We start from the raw sequence: 15,531 nt of genomic DNA on the forward strand, positions 1-15,531 counted from the left end.
CGCCTGCATCAGGTCTGCGCCTTTTTCCATCTCAATCATCGGAACGCCATCCTGCGCCAGCTGCTCGAAATCGGCCTCGCTCAGATCGCTCAGGTTGCCGTTAAACAGGCTCTCGGTGATGCGTTTTGCCGCTACCAGCCCTTCTTCGCCGTGAACCAGGCGCGTGACCTGCTCGGCCAGCACGTACTGCGCGCGCGGCGCTTTACCGCTGTTCTTGTCTTCTTCTTCCAGGGCATTGATCTCTTCAATATCCATAAAGGTGAAGAACTTCAGGAAGCGGTAAACGTCCGCATCAGCAGTGTTGATCCAGAACTGGTAGAATTTGTACGGGCTGGTTTTCTTCGGATCGAGCCATACCGCGCCGCCTTCGGTTTTACCGAATTTGGTGCCGTCGGCTTTGGTGATCAGCGGAACGGTCAGACCGAATACCTGATTCTGGTGCAGACGACGGGTCAGGTCGATACCGGACGTGATGTTCCCCCACTGGTCCGAACCGCCAATCTGCAGGGCGACGCCATGCAGTTTATTCAGGCAGGCGAAGTCATAGCCCTGCAGCAGGTTATAGGAGAATTCGGTAAACGAGATGCCCTGATCGTCACGGTTAAGACGCTGCTTCACCGCTTCTTTGTTGATCATCTGGTTGACGGAGAAATGTTTGCCGATATCACGCAGGAAGGTCAGCACGTTCATGCTGCCGAACCAGTCATAGTTGTTGGCGGCAATGGCGGAGTTATCACCGCAATCAAAGTCGAGGAACGGCGCGACCTGTTTGCGAATTTTATCCACCCACTCCTGCACGGTGTCTTCGGTGTTGAGCTTACGCTCAGCGGCTTTAAAGCTCGGGTCGCCAATCAGACCGGTTGCGCCGCCGACCAGCGCCACAGGTTTATGCCCTGCCTGCTGGAAGCGTTTCAGGCATAACAATGGAACAAGATGCCCCAAATGCAAGCTGTCAGCGGTAGGATCGAAGCCGCAATAGAGCGCGATCGGGCCTTGCGCCAGTCGCTCTGCTAACGCTTCCTCGTCCGTCACCTGAGCCACAAGGCCCCGCTCTTGCAATTGTTTAATCAAGTTACTGCTAGCCATCCAATTCTCCATGTATAAAACGACTGCACCTTAGCCGGTACACGACTTTTCGCCAGATGCGAAAACCCTTTCAGGGGGAGAATAGAATAAAGCGCCAGCACTTCGAGCACCAGCGCTAAGCGCAACATTTTTCAGGGATCAGGGTGCGAGGCGATCGATTTTCCACCCACCGTTATCGCGCTGGTAGAGAAAACGGTCGTGAAGACGGTGCGCGCCCCCCTGCCAGAACTCCATCTGCTCAATACTGACGCGATAGCCGCCCCAGAAACTGGGCAGAGGAACTTCGCCCTGCTGAAATTTCTGCTTAAGCTCAAGGAATTTGCTTTCCAGAATCCCGCGTGCCGAAATGCGGCTGGATTGCTGAGAAACCCAGGCGCCAATCTGGCTGTCGCGGGGTCGGCTATGGAAATATTTGATGACGTCCAGCGTCGAGAGACGCTCGGCCTTACCGACGACCATGACCTGCCGCTCCAGCATATGCCAGGGGAAAAGCAGGCTGATTGCCGGGTTATGTTCAATCTGCTGCGCTTTGCGGCTGCCCAGATTGGTATAAAAGACCAGCCCGCGCTCATCGTAATGCTTTAACAAGACGATGCGCTGATAAGGCTGCCCGGATTCATCCACCGTCGCCACCACCATGGCGGTAGGATCGGCAAGCCGGGCTTCGCACGCCTGCCCCAGCCAGCGTTCAAAAAGAGAAAGCGGTTCGGCGGGGAGATCGGCGCGGCGTAAACCGCCTTTGGTGTACTCACGGCGCAAATGGGCGATTTGCTGCAATTGTTCGTTATCAGACATAGCGTTAGCGAAGGTTAGGAACAGGTGGGGCTATTGTGCGCCCCGCCTGCGAAAATCTCAACGCTGGGGATTCTGGAGCTGACAGTTATCGAGCACGACGCGGTCGCGTTTATAGACCGTTGCGCTCTCGCCCTTCGACCAGAATACATAAATTCCGTCGGTATAGCGGGTGCCGGAGGCGGAAAGCCCCTGCGTCAGCGTATGGACTTTATCGTCATAGACAAAGCTTACCTCCTGCCGCGGCTGGTTGAGCTTAACGCTGAGCGGTTTCTCATCACACTGATACTCCAGCGTATCTGTGTTCATACGTTCAACAAACTGGTTGTAATAACTACACCCGGCAAGCAGCGCGGGCAGACAGGCAATAACAATTTTTTTCATTAGTTTTTCCCGAGACGGTCCTGGTCAGAAAGGGCGAAAATCCGCCCCTCCCCCCGGAGTCTAACGGCAGGCAGCGTCAGGTAAATTCAGTTAACTCCGATTCTGCCGCGGATTGGCGGGGAAAATGGCCCCCAGCACGCTGGGCTGCGACGCGCCAGTGACCGACGGCAAGTTTCCGGGAAGGCCGGCAATCGTGCGCCAGGCCAGCCAGGCGAAGGCCAGCGCCTCCATATCATCACCGCTAATACCCGCCTCGTCGGTGGTCGTCACCTCCGTGCCCGGCAGCAAGGCCGACAGCCGTGCCATCAGCAGCGGATTACGACTGCCGCCGCCGCAGACCAGCAGCCGCTCGCAGCCGCCGCACAGCAGGGCCTGCTCCGCGATGGTCACCGCCGTTAGCTCCACCAGTGTAGTTTCAACATCGCGCGGGTCCAGCGCCGGGAAACGGGCAAGGTGGCACTCAAGCCAGCCATAGTTGAAATACTCCCGCCCGGTACTCTTCGGCGCGGGAGCGGCGAAATAAGGATCGCTTAGCATACTCTGCAGCAGCGGAAGGACAACGCTGCCGCCGCTCGCCCACACGGCGTCTTTATCAAAAGGTTTACCCAGCTTGCGCCAGATCCACGCATCCATCAGCATGTTACCCGGCCCGGTATCATAGCCGCGCACCGGCGCGCCGGGAAACAGCAGAGAGAGGTTGGCGATGCCGCCGATATTCAGCACCATACGGCGCTCGGTGGGATGCGCTAGCAACGCCTGATGAAAGGCCGGGACCAGCGGCGCCCCCTGCCCGCCCAGCGCCATATCACGGCGGCGAAAATCCCCCACTACGGTCACGCCGGTCAGAGCGACTATCTGGTTATTGTCGCCAATTTGCATGGTGTGCGGCACATCGCCCCCCGGCTCGTGCCAGACGGTCTGCCCGTGGCAGCCGATGGCTACAATATCCTGTGGCTGCAGACGCTCCTGCTCCATTAACGCCCTGACGGCGTCGGCAAAGAGTTTTCCGAGCTGACTGTCCAGCCTGCCCAACTGTGACAGGGTTAAGGGTTGCCCCTGGCAGACGTTCAAAATCGCCTCTTTCAGCGGGAGGGGCATAGGCCAGCTCAGGCTGGCCTGCTGGGCGACCATCTTGTCATCGATCGCGGCGAGGACGACATCCACGCCATCCAGACTGGTTCCTGACATTACGCCGATATAGCGACCCGATTTCATATGCCTTCTCTCTTTGCTGGGCGTGAACCTGTAACTCCACCATAAAGCGTGCGTTAATGCCATCGAATACAAACACTTTTTAACAATCGCATCGGCAGCGAAGGGCGCGAAAAGTGACAGCGCTGGTTTATAATTGCCTTGTTTAAACCCGGTTAAATTTGCTGTTGCTATTATTTTTGTCACGTTTTGGCAGAAGACATGACCCGACGTGAGTAAATGCCATATAATTTAACCATGACGGATGCTCACACGAGCATGTTTTGGTGAACAGGAGATTCATAAATGATGTTACGTGCACTGGCAGTTACGCTGGTTGGTTTAACTCTGGCTGGTTGTGTTAACGACAATACACTCTCCGGAGATGTCTATTCCGCCTCTGAAGCCAAACAGGTGCAGAATGTCACTTACGGCACCATTGTTAATGTTCGTCCGGTTCAGATTCAGGGTGGCAATGACAGCAACGTAATTGGCGCCATTGGCGGCGCGGTTCTCGGCGGCTTTTTAGGTAACACCGTCGGCGGCGGCACCGGTCGCTCACTGGCAACGGCCGCAGGCGCGGTAGCGGGTGGCGTTGCGGGCCAGGGTGTTCAGGGCGCGCTGAATAAATCGCAGGGTGTTGAGCTGGAAATTCGTAAAGATGACGGCAACAGCATTATGGTGGTGCAGAAACAGGGGAATTCCCGCTTTGTTGCCGGTCAGCGTGTCGCGCTGGCAACAGATGGCCGCCAGGTTACTGTTTCCCCGCGTTAATCTTACCGCATAGCCGCCAGCTTCTGGCGGCAGGCGTAAAAAAGCCTCGCGATGCGAGGCTTTTGCTTTATGGCTGATAGTCAGTCTCTCAACTGCAGCTCATTGATGTTTTGCTCCAGTCGGGCAATCAGATTAATTAACTGATCCAGCTCCTCCGCAGAGATGCCAGCGAGGATTTCTCCCCGCGTTTTGCTGATAACCGTTTCCATCTGTTCGATGATAGGCGCAGCTTTTTCGGTTAATTTAATCCGTTTAGCCCGGCGGTCGCTGGCGCAGGTCTGGCGAGAAATGAGCCCTTTCTCTTCCAGTTGGTCCAAAGTTCGCACCAGCGAAGGCTGCTCAATGCCTATCGCTTTGGCCAGTTGAATTTGCGACTGTTCGGGCGGCAGCTGATGAATGTTATGCAGCGTAACCCAGTGCGTCTGCGTTAATTCCAGAGGTTTCAGGCGATGGTCAATCAGAGCACGCCAGATGCGCACTAAACGCGCCAGATCAGAACCCAGTGGCGATTCCAATTTCATCTCCTTATAATTAGCTTGCTAACTTATTATACCCATTTTAAAATAGTGTGCAGCATTTATATTTGTAAAACAAATGCATTGCTTTTTTGATCGACTTAACGCATTCATCTCTTCTCCACGCATCGGTGACGCCGATGAAACGAACCGGTGAATTTTTCGCCAAAAGGATACAGGCTCGTGACGTTAATGATTTCCTCCCCATCGTTACCCTTGCAGGATCTGATTTTTGGCGCTTCTGTCTATTTTCCTCCTATATTCAAAGCAGTGCTGCTGGGCTTTGTGCTCTGGCTAATTCTGCATCGCTTACTGCGTGACTGGATGTACGCAGGCACTCTCTGGCATCCCATTCTGATGGATCTCTCGCTGTTCGTGATCGCTATCAGTTTGTCGCTCGGCTTTTTGATCGTGTGGTAACTATGCGTCTCAAATCACTTAAATATTTCTCATCATTAATTGTCCTGGCTATCGCCCTTACCGCAGGCTGGTGGCTGTGGAACTTCTATATGCAGTCGCCCTGGACACGAGACGGCAAGGTTCGCGCGGAACAGGTGGGTATTACGCCGCAGGTATCCGGCAGTATTACCGGGTTGAATGTGAAAGATAACCAGCTGGTGAAGGCGGGGGATGTGCTTTTTCGTATTGACGAGACGCCTTTTCGCATCGCGGTGCTGAACGCGCAGGCGCAGCTGGCGCACGCGCAGTCCGATCTGGCGAAGGCGCGTAATGAAGCCAACCGTCGCCGTCATCTGCCGCGCAATTACATCTCGGCGGAAGAGCTTGATACCGCCAACATCACCGTTAAAGCCAGCGAGGCCAGCGTCGAGGCGGCACAGGCGCAGCTTGAACAGGCGCAGTGGCAGCTTTCACAGACCACCGTCAAAGCGCCGGTGGATGGCTGGGTAACAAACCTTTCAACCCGGGTGGGCAATTACGCCACCGCGGGCCAGCCCCTGTTCGCGCTGGTGGACAGCCACTCATTTTACGTCATGGGCTATTTTGAAGAGACGAAACTGCGCCATATTCGCCAGGGAGCGAAAGCGCATATCGTTCTCTACAGCGGGAACGTAACGTTACAGGGTCACGTTTCCGGGATTGGTCGCGCGATTTACGATCAGAGCGTTGAGGCCGACAGCGGGCTGGTGCCGGATATCAAACCCAATATTCCCTGGGTCAGGCTGGCGCAGCGGGTGCCGGTGCGTATTGAGTTCGATGCGCTACCTGCTGACGTCACGCTGATCTCTGGCACCACCTGCACGGTCTCTATTGGCGAGCCGCAGTGAAACTGTCGCTTCCCCTGCCCTGGCTGAACGCCACGCGTACACAGTGGCGTTACGCGCTGCGCAATAGCCTGGCGATGTGCCTGGCGCTGACTATCGCTTATAGCCTCGATCTGGATGAACCCTACTGGGCGATGACCTCTGCGGCAGTGGTCAGCTTTCCCACCGTGGGCGGGGTTATCAGCAAAAGCCTTGGCCGCGTCGCCGGTAGCCTGCTGGGCGCCAGCGCCGCGCTGCTGATTGCCGGGCATACCCTGAATGACCCCTGGCTATTTCTCTTTGCCATGGCGGGCTGGACCGGGCTTTGCACCTGGGCCTGCGCCCAGTTCAGTTACAATGTCGCTTATGCTTTCCAGCTGGCAGGCTATACGGCGGCGATAATCGCCTTTCCGGTAATCAATATTACCGACACCACTGAGCTATGGGATATCGCCCAGGCGCGCGTCTGCGAAGTCATGCTGGGGATTTTATGCGGCGGCATGATGATGATGATTCTGCCGAGCACATCGGATGGCACAGCCCTGCTGACGGCGCTCAAAAAGATGCACGCCCGCCTGCTTGAACACGCCAGCCTGCTGTGGCAGCAGGAGACCACCGACGCCATCCGTACCGCCCATGAAAGCGTAATCGGCCAGATCCTGACCATGAATTTGCTGCGTATCCAGGCCTTCTGGAGCCACTACCGCTTCCGGCAGCAAAATAATCTGCTCAACTACCTGCTTCACCAGCAGCTGCGCATGACCAGCGTTATCTCCAGCCTGCGCCGGATGCTTATCAACTGGCCGCAGCCGCCTGGCGAAATGCGCCCGGTTCTGGACGCGCTGCTGGCGGCCCTTGCCCGCCCCGGAATGGATGCGTACACCGTCGCCCGTATCATCGCCCCCCTCGCCCCGGTGGATGACGATTTTCGTCACCGCGCCTTCTGGGAGCGGCTGCGCTATTTTTGTCGGCTCTATCTGGTGACCAGCCGCTGGCTGACGCGGCTGGAGAATGCCACGCCGGTCACCGAATATAACCTGCCGCGCACTTCGCGGTTAACGCGCTATACGGATAATGTCGAAGCGCTGTGGAGCGGGCTACGTACTTTTTGCGCCATCAGCCTGATAGGCGCCTGGGCCATCACCAGCCAGTGGGATGACGGGTCAGAGGCATTGACGCTGGCCGCCATAAGCTGCGTGCTCTACTCGGTGGCCCCCTCGCCGTTTAACTCCCTGACCATGCTGCTGCGCACCTTTTTTTGGCTCACCCTGTTCAGTTTTGCCGTCAAATTCGGCCTGATGGTGCAAATCAGCGATTTATGGGTCTTCCTGCTGTTTCTTTTCCCGTTGCTCATTACCATGCAGCTGCTGAAATTGCAGATGCCAAAAATGGCGGGATTATGGGGCCAGCTAATTGTTTTTATGGGCTCTTTTATCGCGGTCACCAACCCGCCGGTTTACGATCTGGCGGATTTTTTAAATGACGATCTGGCAAAAATTCTAGGGGTGGCGCTCTCGTGGCTGGCGTTCGCCGTGCTGCGTCCCGGTTCGGATGCGCGCAAAAGTCGTCGCCATATTCGCGCCCTGCGCCGGGGTTTTGTCGATCAGCTTAGCCGTGCGCCGGTGCTCAGTGAACATGCCTTTGAATCGGTGGTGTATCACCATATCAGTCAGTTAAGTAACAGTAAGGATGATGCCGCGCGCCGCTGGCTGCTGCGCTGGGGAGTGGTGCTGCTGAACTGCTCCCACGTGGTGTGGCAGCTGCGGGAGTGGGAAGCGCGCTCCGATCCCTTAGCCAAGGTGCGCGATCTGTGTCTGGGCCTGCTGCGGGACGTGATGAGCGAGCGTGGCGTCCAGCAAAGACCGCTGGCGCTCACGCTCCGGGAGCTGGAACGTATCTGCGAGGCGCTGTCGCGCCACCATCAGCCCGCCGCCAGAGAACTGGCTTCCGTTGTGTGGCGCTTGTACTGCTCGCTGTCACAGCTGGAACAGGCGCCGACGGCAGGCTCGCCGAACGCTATTTCTACTTAATGACCCCGCAGGCGTAACGCTCGCCGCCGCCGCCAAGCGGCTTAGGCGAATCGGACATATTATCCCCGCCCACGTGGATCATCAGCGCTTTGTCTTTCACCTCATCAAGCTTTTTCAGCCGTGGGGCAACAACGGAATCGGTCGCTTTGCCGTCGTTGTTAACCACCAGCGCTGGCAGGTCGCCCAGGTGGCCTGCCCCTTCCGGCCCTTCGTGTTTGCCGGTGTTATGCGGATCGAGGTGGCCGCCCGCTGCCTCCGCGGCGGACGGTTTGCCCTCTTTCATTGCCGGTTCACAGCTGCCCTTCGCATGAATATGAAACCCATGCTCTCCGGGGGGTAGCGCTTTCAGATCGGGGGCGAACTCCAGCCCTTTATCGGTTTCGCTAATTTTCACCGTACCGATAGACTGCCCAATCCCCTGTGCGGTGACGAGGTTCATTTCAACTTCTTCACTGGCCGCCTGCGCGCCTGCGCTTACGACCAGTGCCAGTAGTGCCAGACTAAAACGCTTCATGTAACCTCCGTTATTGGCTTTTCCCCTGTAAGTTTAAACCAGGGGAGAAGATTTACCGGAAAGTCAGTCACTTTCTGTCAGGGGACATCGTAGCCGAGCGCGGCTTTACGAATGCGGAACCACTGCTGGCGGGTAAGCTCAAGGTTTTCTGCCGCCAGCGCCGCGCGCACCCGTTCAATTCTGCCGGAGCCAATAATCGGTAATGGCTGCGACGGCAGGCGCATTATCCACGCGTAGACCACCTGATCGATACTCTGGGCGTTAAGCTCCTGCGCAACCTGCGCCAGTTCATCACGTAGCGGCTGGAAAGAGAGATCGTTGAACAGGCGGCCGCCGCCAAGGCATGACCACGCCATCGGGTGTATGCGCAACTGCTGCAGCTGATCGAGCGTGCCATCCAGCAGCAACGGCTGATGAACAGGCGAGATCTCTACCTGGTTGGTTGCGAGCGTAAAAGGCAGGCGCGACTGGAGCAGCGAGAACTGCGCCGGGGTAAAGTTCGAGACGCCGAAATGGCGCACTTTGCCGCTCTGGTGCAAGTGCAGGAACGCCTCTGCAACCTCATCGGCGTTCATCAGCGGGTCCGGACGGTGGATCAGCAGCAGGTCCAGACGATCGGTGGCGAGATGGCGGAGCGACTGTTCCGCACTGTCAATAATGTGCTGACGATCGGTAATGTAGTGGCCAATGACATTCTCTTTGCGGGCGGTGGTGGCGATACCGCATTTGGTGACAATCTCCATCCGGTTACGAAGCGCAGGAGAGAGCTTCATCGCCTCGCCAAAGGCCGCTTCACACTGGTAACCGCCGTAGATATCGGCATGGTCGACTGTCGTCACCCCAAGGTCGAGATGTTCTTCAATAAAGCTGACCAGCTGGCGAGTGGACATGTTCCAGTCCATCAAACGCCAGTAACCCATCACAAAACGGGAGAACTCGGGACCCTGCGGGGCAAGGGTAATACGCTGAACCATAACCTTTTCCTCAACAATAATTTGTGTTGAGTATACGCGATGCTGGCCCTAAAACAGTGAAGGCTGCTGGGGTTCTTCTGGCTCGGAGGGTTTGTTTGCACGTAATTTGCGCAGCCAGCGCTGGCGGCACAGGCGTAGCACCTCCTGTTTTTGCGCGTCGCTCATCGCCTGCCAGTGAAAACGCTCCTCCCGGCTGCGCATACATCCCCGGCAAAATCCGCGCTCATCCGACTGGCAGATCCCCCGGCACGGGCTCTGAACGGGAAAAAACTCCAGTTGTTCCGGCACGCCTCGCCTCCTGAATAGTGGTTGTCTCTCTTATTGAAGACTGCCCTCGCCCATGGCGCAAGGCGGATGAGCGCAACTATTGCTACTTGCACCAGACCAATCGGTCTAGTACAGTGGGCCGATGAGCAGAAACAGTGAACATGATACCCGCGAACACCTGCTGGAAACCGGCGAGCGTCTCTGTATGCATCGCGGTTTTACCGGTATGGGGTTGAGCGAATTACTGAAAACGGCGGAAGTGCCGAAAGGCTCTTTCTATCACTATTTTCGTTCCAAAGAAGCCTTCGGCGTGGCGCTGCTTGAACGGCACTATGCCGGTTATCATCAGCGGCTGGCGGCGCATTTCGCCAGCGGCGAAGGTAATTATCGCGATCGCCTGCTAGCCTATTATCAGCATACGCTGACCCAGTTTTGTCAGCAGGGCATCATCAGCGGTTGCCTGACGGTTAAGCTCTCCGCCGAAGTGTGCGATCTGTCTGAAACCATGCGTGAAGCGATGGACAAAGGGGCGAGCGGAATTATCGCCCTGCTGGCCGATGCCCTTGAACACGGGCGTGACGAGCGCAGCCTCACTTTTACCGGGGCCGCGCTCACTCAGGCACAGGTACTCTATGCGCTGTGGCTGGGTGCCAACCTGCAGGCGAAAATCTCCCGCAGCGCCGTTCCGCTGGAAAGCGCGCTGGCCCACGCGCAACACATGATTGTCGCGCCTGTCTGAACAGGCGCTTTTATTTGTCATTTTACTAGACGACCGGTCTATTCAGGAGAATCTATGTCAAGCAACTTGTTTACGCCGCTTAAGATCGGCGCAATCACCATTCCGAACCGCGTTCTGATGGCTCCGCTGACCCGTCTGCGCAGCATCGAGCCGGGTGATATCCCCACGCCGTTAATGGCTGAGTACTACCGTCAACGCGCCAGCGCCGGGCTTATCATCAGCGAAGCGACGCAAATCTCCGCTCAGGCGAAAGGTTATGCTGGCGCGCCCGGCCTGCACAGCCCGGAACAGATTGCCGCCTGGAAAAAAATCACCGACGGCGTACACGCTGAAAACGGCCATATGGCTGTACAGCTCTGGCACACCGGCCGTATCTCGCACAGCAGCCTGCAGCCGGGCGGCCAGGCTCCCGTCGCGCCGTCTGCCATTAGCTCAGGCACCCGCACCTCCCTGCGTGATGAAAACGGCAACGCCATCCGTGTCGACACCTCCGTGCCGCGCGCGCTGGCGACCGACGAGATCCCCGGTATCGTTAACGATTTCCGCCAGGCGGTCATTAACGCCCGCGATGCCGGTTTCGATCTGGTTGAACTGCACTCTGCCCACGGCTACCTGCTGCACCAGTTCCTCTCCCCTTCCGCTAACCAGCGTACCGACCAGTACGGCGGTAGCATTGAAAACCGGGCGCGTCTGGTGCTGGAAGTGGTCGACGCCGTGAGCGAGGCCTGGAGCGCGGACCGTATTGGCATTCGTGTCTCGCCGATTGGCGTCTTCCAGAACACGGATAATGGCGATAACGAAGAAGCGGATGCGCTCTGGCTTATTGAACAGCTGGCCAAACGCGGTATTGCCTATCTGCATATGTCCGAACCGGACTGGGCGGGCGGCGAACCCTATACCGAAACGTTCCGTCAAAAAGTACGCGCCCGTTTCCAGGGGCCGATTATCGGCGCAGGCGCCTATACGGTTGAAAAAGCAGAAGACCTGATTGGCAAAGGGCTGATCGATGCCGTAGCCTTTGGCCGCGACTACATCGCCAACCCGGATTTGGTTGAGCGACTGCAGCGTAAAGCCCAGCTCAACCCGCAACGCCCGGAAAGCTTCTACGGCGGCGGCGCTGAAGGCTACACCGACTACCCGTCTTTATAATCCCCTGATTGATAGCGGCGCGGATCCGCCGCTATACTAAAACTCTGTTTCGAATAATAATTCATTTAGGCAAAGAGGATACTATGCGCTTACTTCATACCATGCTGCGTGTTGGCGACCTGCAACGCTCCATCGATTTCTATACCAAAGTACTGGGTATGCGGCTGCTGCGTACCAGCGAAAACCCGGAGTACAAATACTCGCTGGCGTTTGTGGGTTATGGCGAAGAAACCGACACCGCGGTGATTGAGCTGACTTACAACTGGGGCGTCGACAGCTATGAGATGGGTACCGCCTACGGCCATATCGCGCTGGAAGTGGACAACGCGGCCGAAGCCTGCGAGCGTATCCGTCAGAATGGCGGAAAAGTGACCCGCGAAGCCGGTCCGGTAAAAGGCGGCACGACCGTTATCGCCTTTATCGAAGATCCGGACGGCTACAAAGTTGAACTGATTGAAGCCAAAGACGCGGGTCGCGGTCTGGGCAACTGATTTTAACGGGCGCAGCGCGCGCCCGTTGTTTTACATCCCTTCGCAAAATTTGCCATAATGCGCTGCCATTTTTCTATAGCAAGAGACTCCGATGTCCGATAACGCCCAACTTTCCGGCCTGTGCGATCGTTTTCGCGGCTTTTACCCCGTTGTGATTGATGTTGAAACCGCCGGGTTTAACGCCAGAACCGATGCGCTGCTGGAAGTCGCCGCCATTACACTGAAAATGGAAGATGGCTGGCTTATGCCCGACACGACGCTGCATTTCCACGTGGAACCTTTTGAAGGCGCGAACCTGCAGCCAGAGGCGCTGGCGTTTAACGGTATTGACCCCAGCAATCCCCTGCGCGGCGCGGTGAGCGAATACGATGCGCTGCACGCTATCTTTAAACAGGTACGCAAAGGGATTAAAGACACCGGCTGTAACCGCGCCATCATGGTGGCCCACAACGCCACTTTCGATCACGGCTTTATGATGGCGGCAGCCGAGCGCGTCTCTCTCAAGCGAAACCCCTTTCACCCGTTCGTGACATTCGATACCGCGTCGCTGAGCGGTCTGGCGCTGGGGCAGACGGTGCTGTCAAAAGCCTGCGCCGCCGCCGGGCTGAATTTCGACGCCTCGCAGGCGCACTCGGCCCTGTATGATACGGAACAGACGGCGCTGCTGTTTTGTGAAATCGTTAACCGCTGGAAACGGCTTGGCGGCTGGCCGCTCCCGACCGACAACCCGGAAGCATAAAAAAAGCGACCTGAGGTCGCTTTTTTTTTTATCTTGACGATTATTCCGCGTCCGGCTCTTCGGATTTGTACTTCGCGGCGGTCTCTTTGATCAGCTGCTGCAGTTCGCCGCGCTGATACATTTCGATTACGATATCGCACCCGCCTACCAGTTCGCCATCAACCCACAGCTGCGGGAAGGTCGGCCAGTTGGCATATTTTGGCAGCTCGGCGCGGATATCCGGGTTTTGCAGAATGTCCACGTAGGCGAAACGCTCGCCACAGGCGGAAAGCGCCTGCACGGCCTGGGCAGAGAAACCGCAGCTTGGCAGTTTCGGTGAGCCTTTCATATACAGCAGAATCGGGTTTTCAGCGATCTGACGCTGGATTTTTTCGATGGTCTCGCTCATTGTCATGCTTCCTTCAACATCTTTTCGGCAGTTAGCCTTTTATTGTAACGGTTATGCCCTACAACCGAAAATAACATTTTATTCACCAATGGCTATTTTAACTTTTCTGCGCCCGGGCGAACCGTCCATGTCGCTTAAAGGCACCATTTGCTACCCGACTCGTCTATTTTTTACCCTTGCCAGCAGCAAAAATGGCGTTTTTTTTGCGCTGGCTAGCGAAACGTAGTTTTAGATACAAAATCAGTATTAACTTTTGCGCGGTATATGGATTAGAATCAACGCGTTTTGAAATCATACGCATGCATGATTGAATGCCTGCCTAACAGGGGATTGCTCAGTGGCGCGAAAAAATAACGCTTCCATCACGCTCTGTGCTTTGTTGTTCGCCACGCTTACTTTTTCGCCACTGGCCAGCGCCTCTGAACAGGCGCGATCGTCGGCCGTGCAAAAAACGCATCTGGCGAAAGCATCCGAACGCAGTAAAAAGAGCACCGCATCAAAAACATCAAAGAAAAGCAGTCGCAGCGACAATAAAAAACGGTAAAAGCCGTAACCAAAAAGACCACCGCGTCGAAGAAAACCGCAGCCAGTAAAAAAACCGCCAGTAAAGTTGCTACCCGCCAGCGTAAAACCAGCCTGAAAACCGCTTCCGCCATCGCCATGACGGAAAAATGCACGCGCAAAGGGCGCAAAACCCACTGCGTGCAGGTGAAGAGCAGCAGCAAACCGCTCTCCATCTCTGAAGCGCATAAGGCGCGGATGCAAAAAGTGCAGAAGACAGCCATGTCCAAGCTGATGAACCAGATTGGTAAGCCCTACCGCTGGGGTGGCTCCTCCCCGCTGACCGGCTTCGACTGCAGCGGCCTGGTTTACTACGCCTATAAAGATTTAGTGAAGTTCCGCATCCCGCGTACCGCCAACGAGATGTATCACCTGCGCGATGCATCGCCGGTGAAGGTTGCTGAACTGGAAAGCGGCGATTTAGTTTTCTTCCGCACCCAGGGCCGCGGAACGGCCGATCACGTAGGCGTCTATGTCGGCAACGGCAAGTTTATCCAGTCTCCCCGTAGCGGTCAGGATATCCAGATCTCCTCGTTGAGTGAGGATTACTGGCAGCGCCACTATGTGGGCGCACGCCGCGTCGTTACGCCAAGCACCATTCGCTAACGCCCCCTGCCTGCCGTCTTTACGGCAGGTAACACTCTCTTTTAGCTCCGCTTTATTTTTGCTACCATCACCCCACGCCCGGTAGGGTTATTGGGTGCATAAAAATAAGGAGTTAAGCAATGTCGTTTGAATTACCTGCATTACCATATGCAAAAGACGCCCTCGCGCCACACATCTCCGCTGAAACGCTGGAGTACCATTACGGCAAGCACCATCAGGCTTACGTGACCAATCTGAATAACCTGATCAAAGGCAGCGAGCTGGAAGGGAAAACGCTTGAAGAGATTATCCGCAGCGCGGATGGCGGCGTGTTTAACAACGCCGCTCAGGTGTGGAACCATACGTTTTACTGGCACTGCCTGGCGCCGAACGCTGGCGGAGAGCCGACCGGCGAGCTGGCCTCGGCGATCAATGACGCGTTTGGCAGCTTTAGCGCATTTAAGTCTGCCTTTACCGATGCCGCGACCAAAAACTTCGGCTCCGGCTGGACCTGGCTTGTTAAAAACGCCGATGGCAAACTGGCGATTGTCTCCACGTCCAATGCCGGTACGCCGCTCACCACCAACGCCACGCCCCTGTTAACCGTCGATGTCTGGGAACACGCCTACTATATCGACTACCGTAACGCCCGTCCGGCCTATCTGGACCATTTCTGGGCGCTGGTCAACTGGGACTTTGTGGCGAAAAACTACGCCGCGTAACCATCAGGAGGGGCAACCCTCCTGTTTTTATTCTGCCGCCGCGCAGGCGCGCGCCGCCCGTGGCCGCCCCGAGAAAACGACCAGCAGCAACGCCAGCCCGGCGATAATCGCCCCGGTGACCGGTACGAAGATATAACCGAGCCCGGCGCTGATAACCGCGCCTCCGGCCGCCGCGCCCAGCGCGTTGCCAAGGTTAAACGCGCCAATATTGACCGACGATGAGAGCCCCGGCGCTTCATGGGCGACCCGCATGACGCGCATCTGCAGCGGCGGTACAATCGCAAAGGTCGCCGCCCCCCAGATAACTATGCTGACAGCCGCCCCCACTTCGCTGCGCGCCAGCCACGGGATAGCCGCCATAATGGCAA

General features: G+C 56.7%; 18 protein-coding genes and 2 pseudogenes. 10 read left to right on the forward strand and 10 right to left on the reverse strand.

Translation table 11 applies throughout. From position 1 onward, the window contains the following. From tyrS to anmK, 4 genes are all read right to left on the reverse strand, one after another. The coding region (gene tyrS, locus ENTHG_RS06745; protein WP_044177113.1) for a tyrosine--tRNA ligase at nt 1-1,086 on the reverse strand (1,086 nt) is incomplete at its 3' end. Between the two features lie 138 nt (nt 1,087-1,224). After that, the gene (pdxH, locus tag ENTHG_RS06750; protein WP_044177122.1) at nt 1,225-1,881 is read right to left on the reverse strand and encodes a pyridoxamine 5'-phosphate oxidase; all 657 of its coding nucleotides are present in this window, start codon (nt 1,879-1,881) and stop codon (nt 1,225-1,227) included. A 57-nt stretch (nt 1,882-1,938) separates the two neighbouring features. Then, a complete protein-coding gene (gene mliC / locus ENTHG_RS06755) occupies nt 1,939-2,262 on the reverse strand; it encodes a C-type lysozyme inhibitor (RefSeq protein ID WP_044177126.1) in 324 nt (107 codons plus the stop codon). A gap of 90 nt (nt 2,263-2,352) precedes the next feature. Next, nucleotides 2,353-3,477 (reverse strand): anhydro-N-acetylmuramic acid kinase, encoded by a 1,125-nt coding sequence (gene anmK / locus ENTHG_RS06760; protein ID WP_044177127.1) that lies wholly within the window; start codon nt 3,475-3,477, stop codon nt 2,353-2,355. A 282-nt stretch (nt 3,478-3,759) separates the two neighbouring features. On the opposite strand from anmK, the gene slyB reads away from it, so the two are divergent. After that, nucleotides 3,760-4,227, forward strand: a complete 468-nt coding sequence (gene slyB, locus ENTHG_RS06765; protein ID WP_044177130.1) for an outer membrane lipoprotein SlyB — start codon at nt 3,760-3,762, stop codon at nt 4,225-4,227. An 80-nt stretch (nt 4,228-4,307) separates the two neighbouring features. Here the strand turns inward: slyB and slyA are convergent, their stop codons facing one another. Next, complete coding sequence (gene slyA / locus ENTHG_RS06770; RefSeq protein WP_044177133.1) at nt 4,308-4,748, reverse strand: transcriptional regulator SlyA; 441 nt, start codon at nt 4,746-4,748, stop codon at nt 4,308-4,310. Nucleotides 4,749-4,934: 186 nt separating this feature from the next. Here slyA and ENTHG_RS06775 point away from each other — a divergent pair, with 186 nt between their 5' ends. From ENTHG_RS06775 to ENTHG_RS06785, 3 genes are read left to right on the forward strand one after another with little or no spacing between them, the layout of a single operon-like run. Beyond that, nucleotides 4,935-5,162, forward strand: a complete 228-nt coding sequence (locus ENTHG_RS06775) for a DUF1656 domain-containing protein (RefSeq protein WP_187371643.1) — start codon at nt 4,935-4,937, stop codon at nt 5,160-5,162. Nucleotides 5,163-5,164: 2 nt separating this feature from the next. Further along, entirely contained in the window at nt 5,165-6,028 is an 864-nt protein-coding gene (locus ENTHG_RS06780) for an efflux RND transporter periplasmic adaptor subunit (protein ID WP_044177140.1), read from the forward strand. Beyond that, nucleotides 6,025-8,034: an FUSC family protein gene (locus ENTHG_RS06785; protein WP_044177145.1), complete on the forward strand. Its 2,010-nt coding sequence runs from the start codon at nt 6,025-6,027 to the stop codon at nt 8,032-8,034. The genes ENTHG_RS06780 and ENTHG_RS06785 overlap by 4 nt, the downstream gene beginning before the upstream one ends. Here ENTHG_RS06785 and sodC read toward each other — a convergent pair. The 3 genes from sodC to ENTHG_RS06800 form a co-directional block, all read right to left on the reverse strand. Next, nucleotides 8,027-8,548, reverse strand: a complete 522-nt coding sequence (gene sodC / locus ENTHG_RS06790; RefSeq protein WP_044177148.1) for a superoxide dismutase [Cu-Zn] SodC — start codon at nt 8,546-8,548, stop codon at nt 8,027-8,029. The two genes, ENTHG_RS06785 and sodC, sit on opposite strands and share 8 nt — an antisense overlap. A 77-nt stretch (nt 8,549-8,625) precedes the next feature. After that, nucleotides 8,626-9,522: an aldo/keto reductase gene (locus ENTHG_RS06795; RefSeq protein WP_044177151.1), complete on the reverse strand. Its 897-nt coding sequence runs from the start codon at nt 9,520-9,522 to the stop codon at nt 8,626-8,628. 48 nt (nt 9,523-9,570) lie between these two features. After that, entirely contained in the window at nt 9,571-9,810 is a 240-nt protein-coding gene (locus ENTHG_RS06800) for a DUF1289 domain-containing protein (protein WP_044177153.1), read from the reverse strand. 121 nt (nt 9,811-9,931) lie between these two features. Between ENTHG_RS06800 and ENTHG_RS06805 the strand changes: the two genes are divergently transcribed. The 4 genes from ENTHG_RS06805 to rnt all read left to right on the forward strand — a co-directional run bounded on the left by ENTHG_RS06805 (nt 9,932) and on the right by rnt (nt 12,907). Continuing rightward, on the forward strand, nt 9,932-10,528 hold the full coding sequence (locus tag ENTHG_RS06805; RefSeq protein WP_044177156.1) for a TetR/AcrR family transcriptional regulator: 597 nt from the start codon (nt 9,932-9,934) through the stop codon (nt 10,526-10,528). A 54-nt stretch (nt 10,529-10,582) separates the two neighbouring features. Beyond that, complete coding sequence (locus ENTHG_RS06810) at nt 10,583-11,677, forward strand: alkene reductase (protein ID WP_044177158.1); 1,095 nt, start codon at nt 10,583-10,585, stop codon at nt 11,675-11,677. Between the two features lie 83 nt (nt 11,678-11,760). Continuing rightward, nucleotides 11,761-12,168, forward strand: coding sequence for a lactoylglutathione lyase (gene gloA, locus ENTHG_RS06815; protein ID WP_044177161.1), 408 nt, complete (start codon nt 11,761-11,763; stop codon nt 12,166-12,168). Nucleotides 12,169-12,259: 91 nt separating this feature from the next. Beyond that, nucleotides 12,260-12,907 carry a ribonuclease T gene (rnt, locus tag ENTHG_RS06820; RefSeq protein WP_044177165.1) on the forward strand — a complete coding sequence of 216 codons (648 nt, stop codon included), beginning with the start codon at nt 12,260-12,262 and terminating at the stop codon, nt 12,905-12,907. A gap of 40 nt (nt 12,908-12,947) precedes the next feature. On the opposite strand, the gene grxD is transcribed toward rnt, so the two are convergent. Continuing rightward, nucleotides 12,948-13,295: a monothiol glutaredoxin 4 gene (gene grxD / locus ENTHG_RS06825; RefSeq protein ID WP_044177168.1), complete on the reverse strand. Its 348-nt coding sequence runs from the start codon at nt 13,293-13,295 to the stop codon at nt 12,948-12,950. A gap of 337 nt (nt 13,296-13,632) precedes the next feature. Here grxD and ENTHG_RS06830 point away from each other — a divergent pair. Both ENTHG_RS06830 and sodB read left to right on the forward strand, forming a co-directional pair. After that, nucleotides 13,633-14,462: pseudogene (locus tag ENTHG_RS06830) on the forward strand (C40 family peptidase). Between the two features lie 119 nt (nt 14,463-14,581). Continuing rightward, nucleotides 14,582-15,163 (forward strand): superoxide dismutase [Fe], encoded by a 582-nt coding sequence (gene sodB, locus ENTHG_RS06835; protein WP_044177171.1) that lies wholly within the window; start codon nt 14,582-14,584, stop codon nt 15,161-15,163. A 27-nt stretch (nt 15,164-15,190) separates the two neighbouring features. Here sodB and ENTHG_RS06840 read toward each other — a convergent pair. Next, nucleotides 15,191-15,531: pseudogene (locus tag ENTHG_RS06840) on the reverse strand (MFS transporter); the annotation flags it as partial.

The sequence above is a fragment of the Phytobacter massiliensis JC163 genome, assembly GCF_000321045.1.
Taxonomy (GTDB): domain Bacteria; phylum Pseudomonadota; class Gammaproteobacteria; order Enterobacterales; family Enterobacteriaceae; genus Phytobacter_A; species Phytobacter_A massiliensis.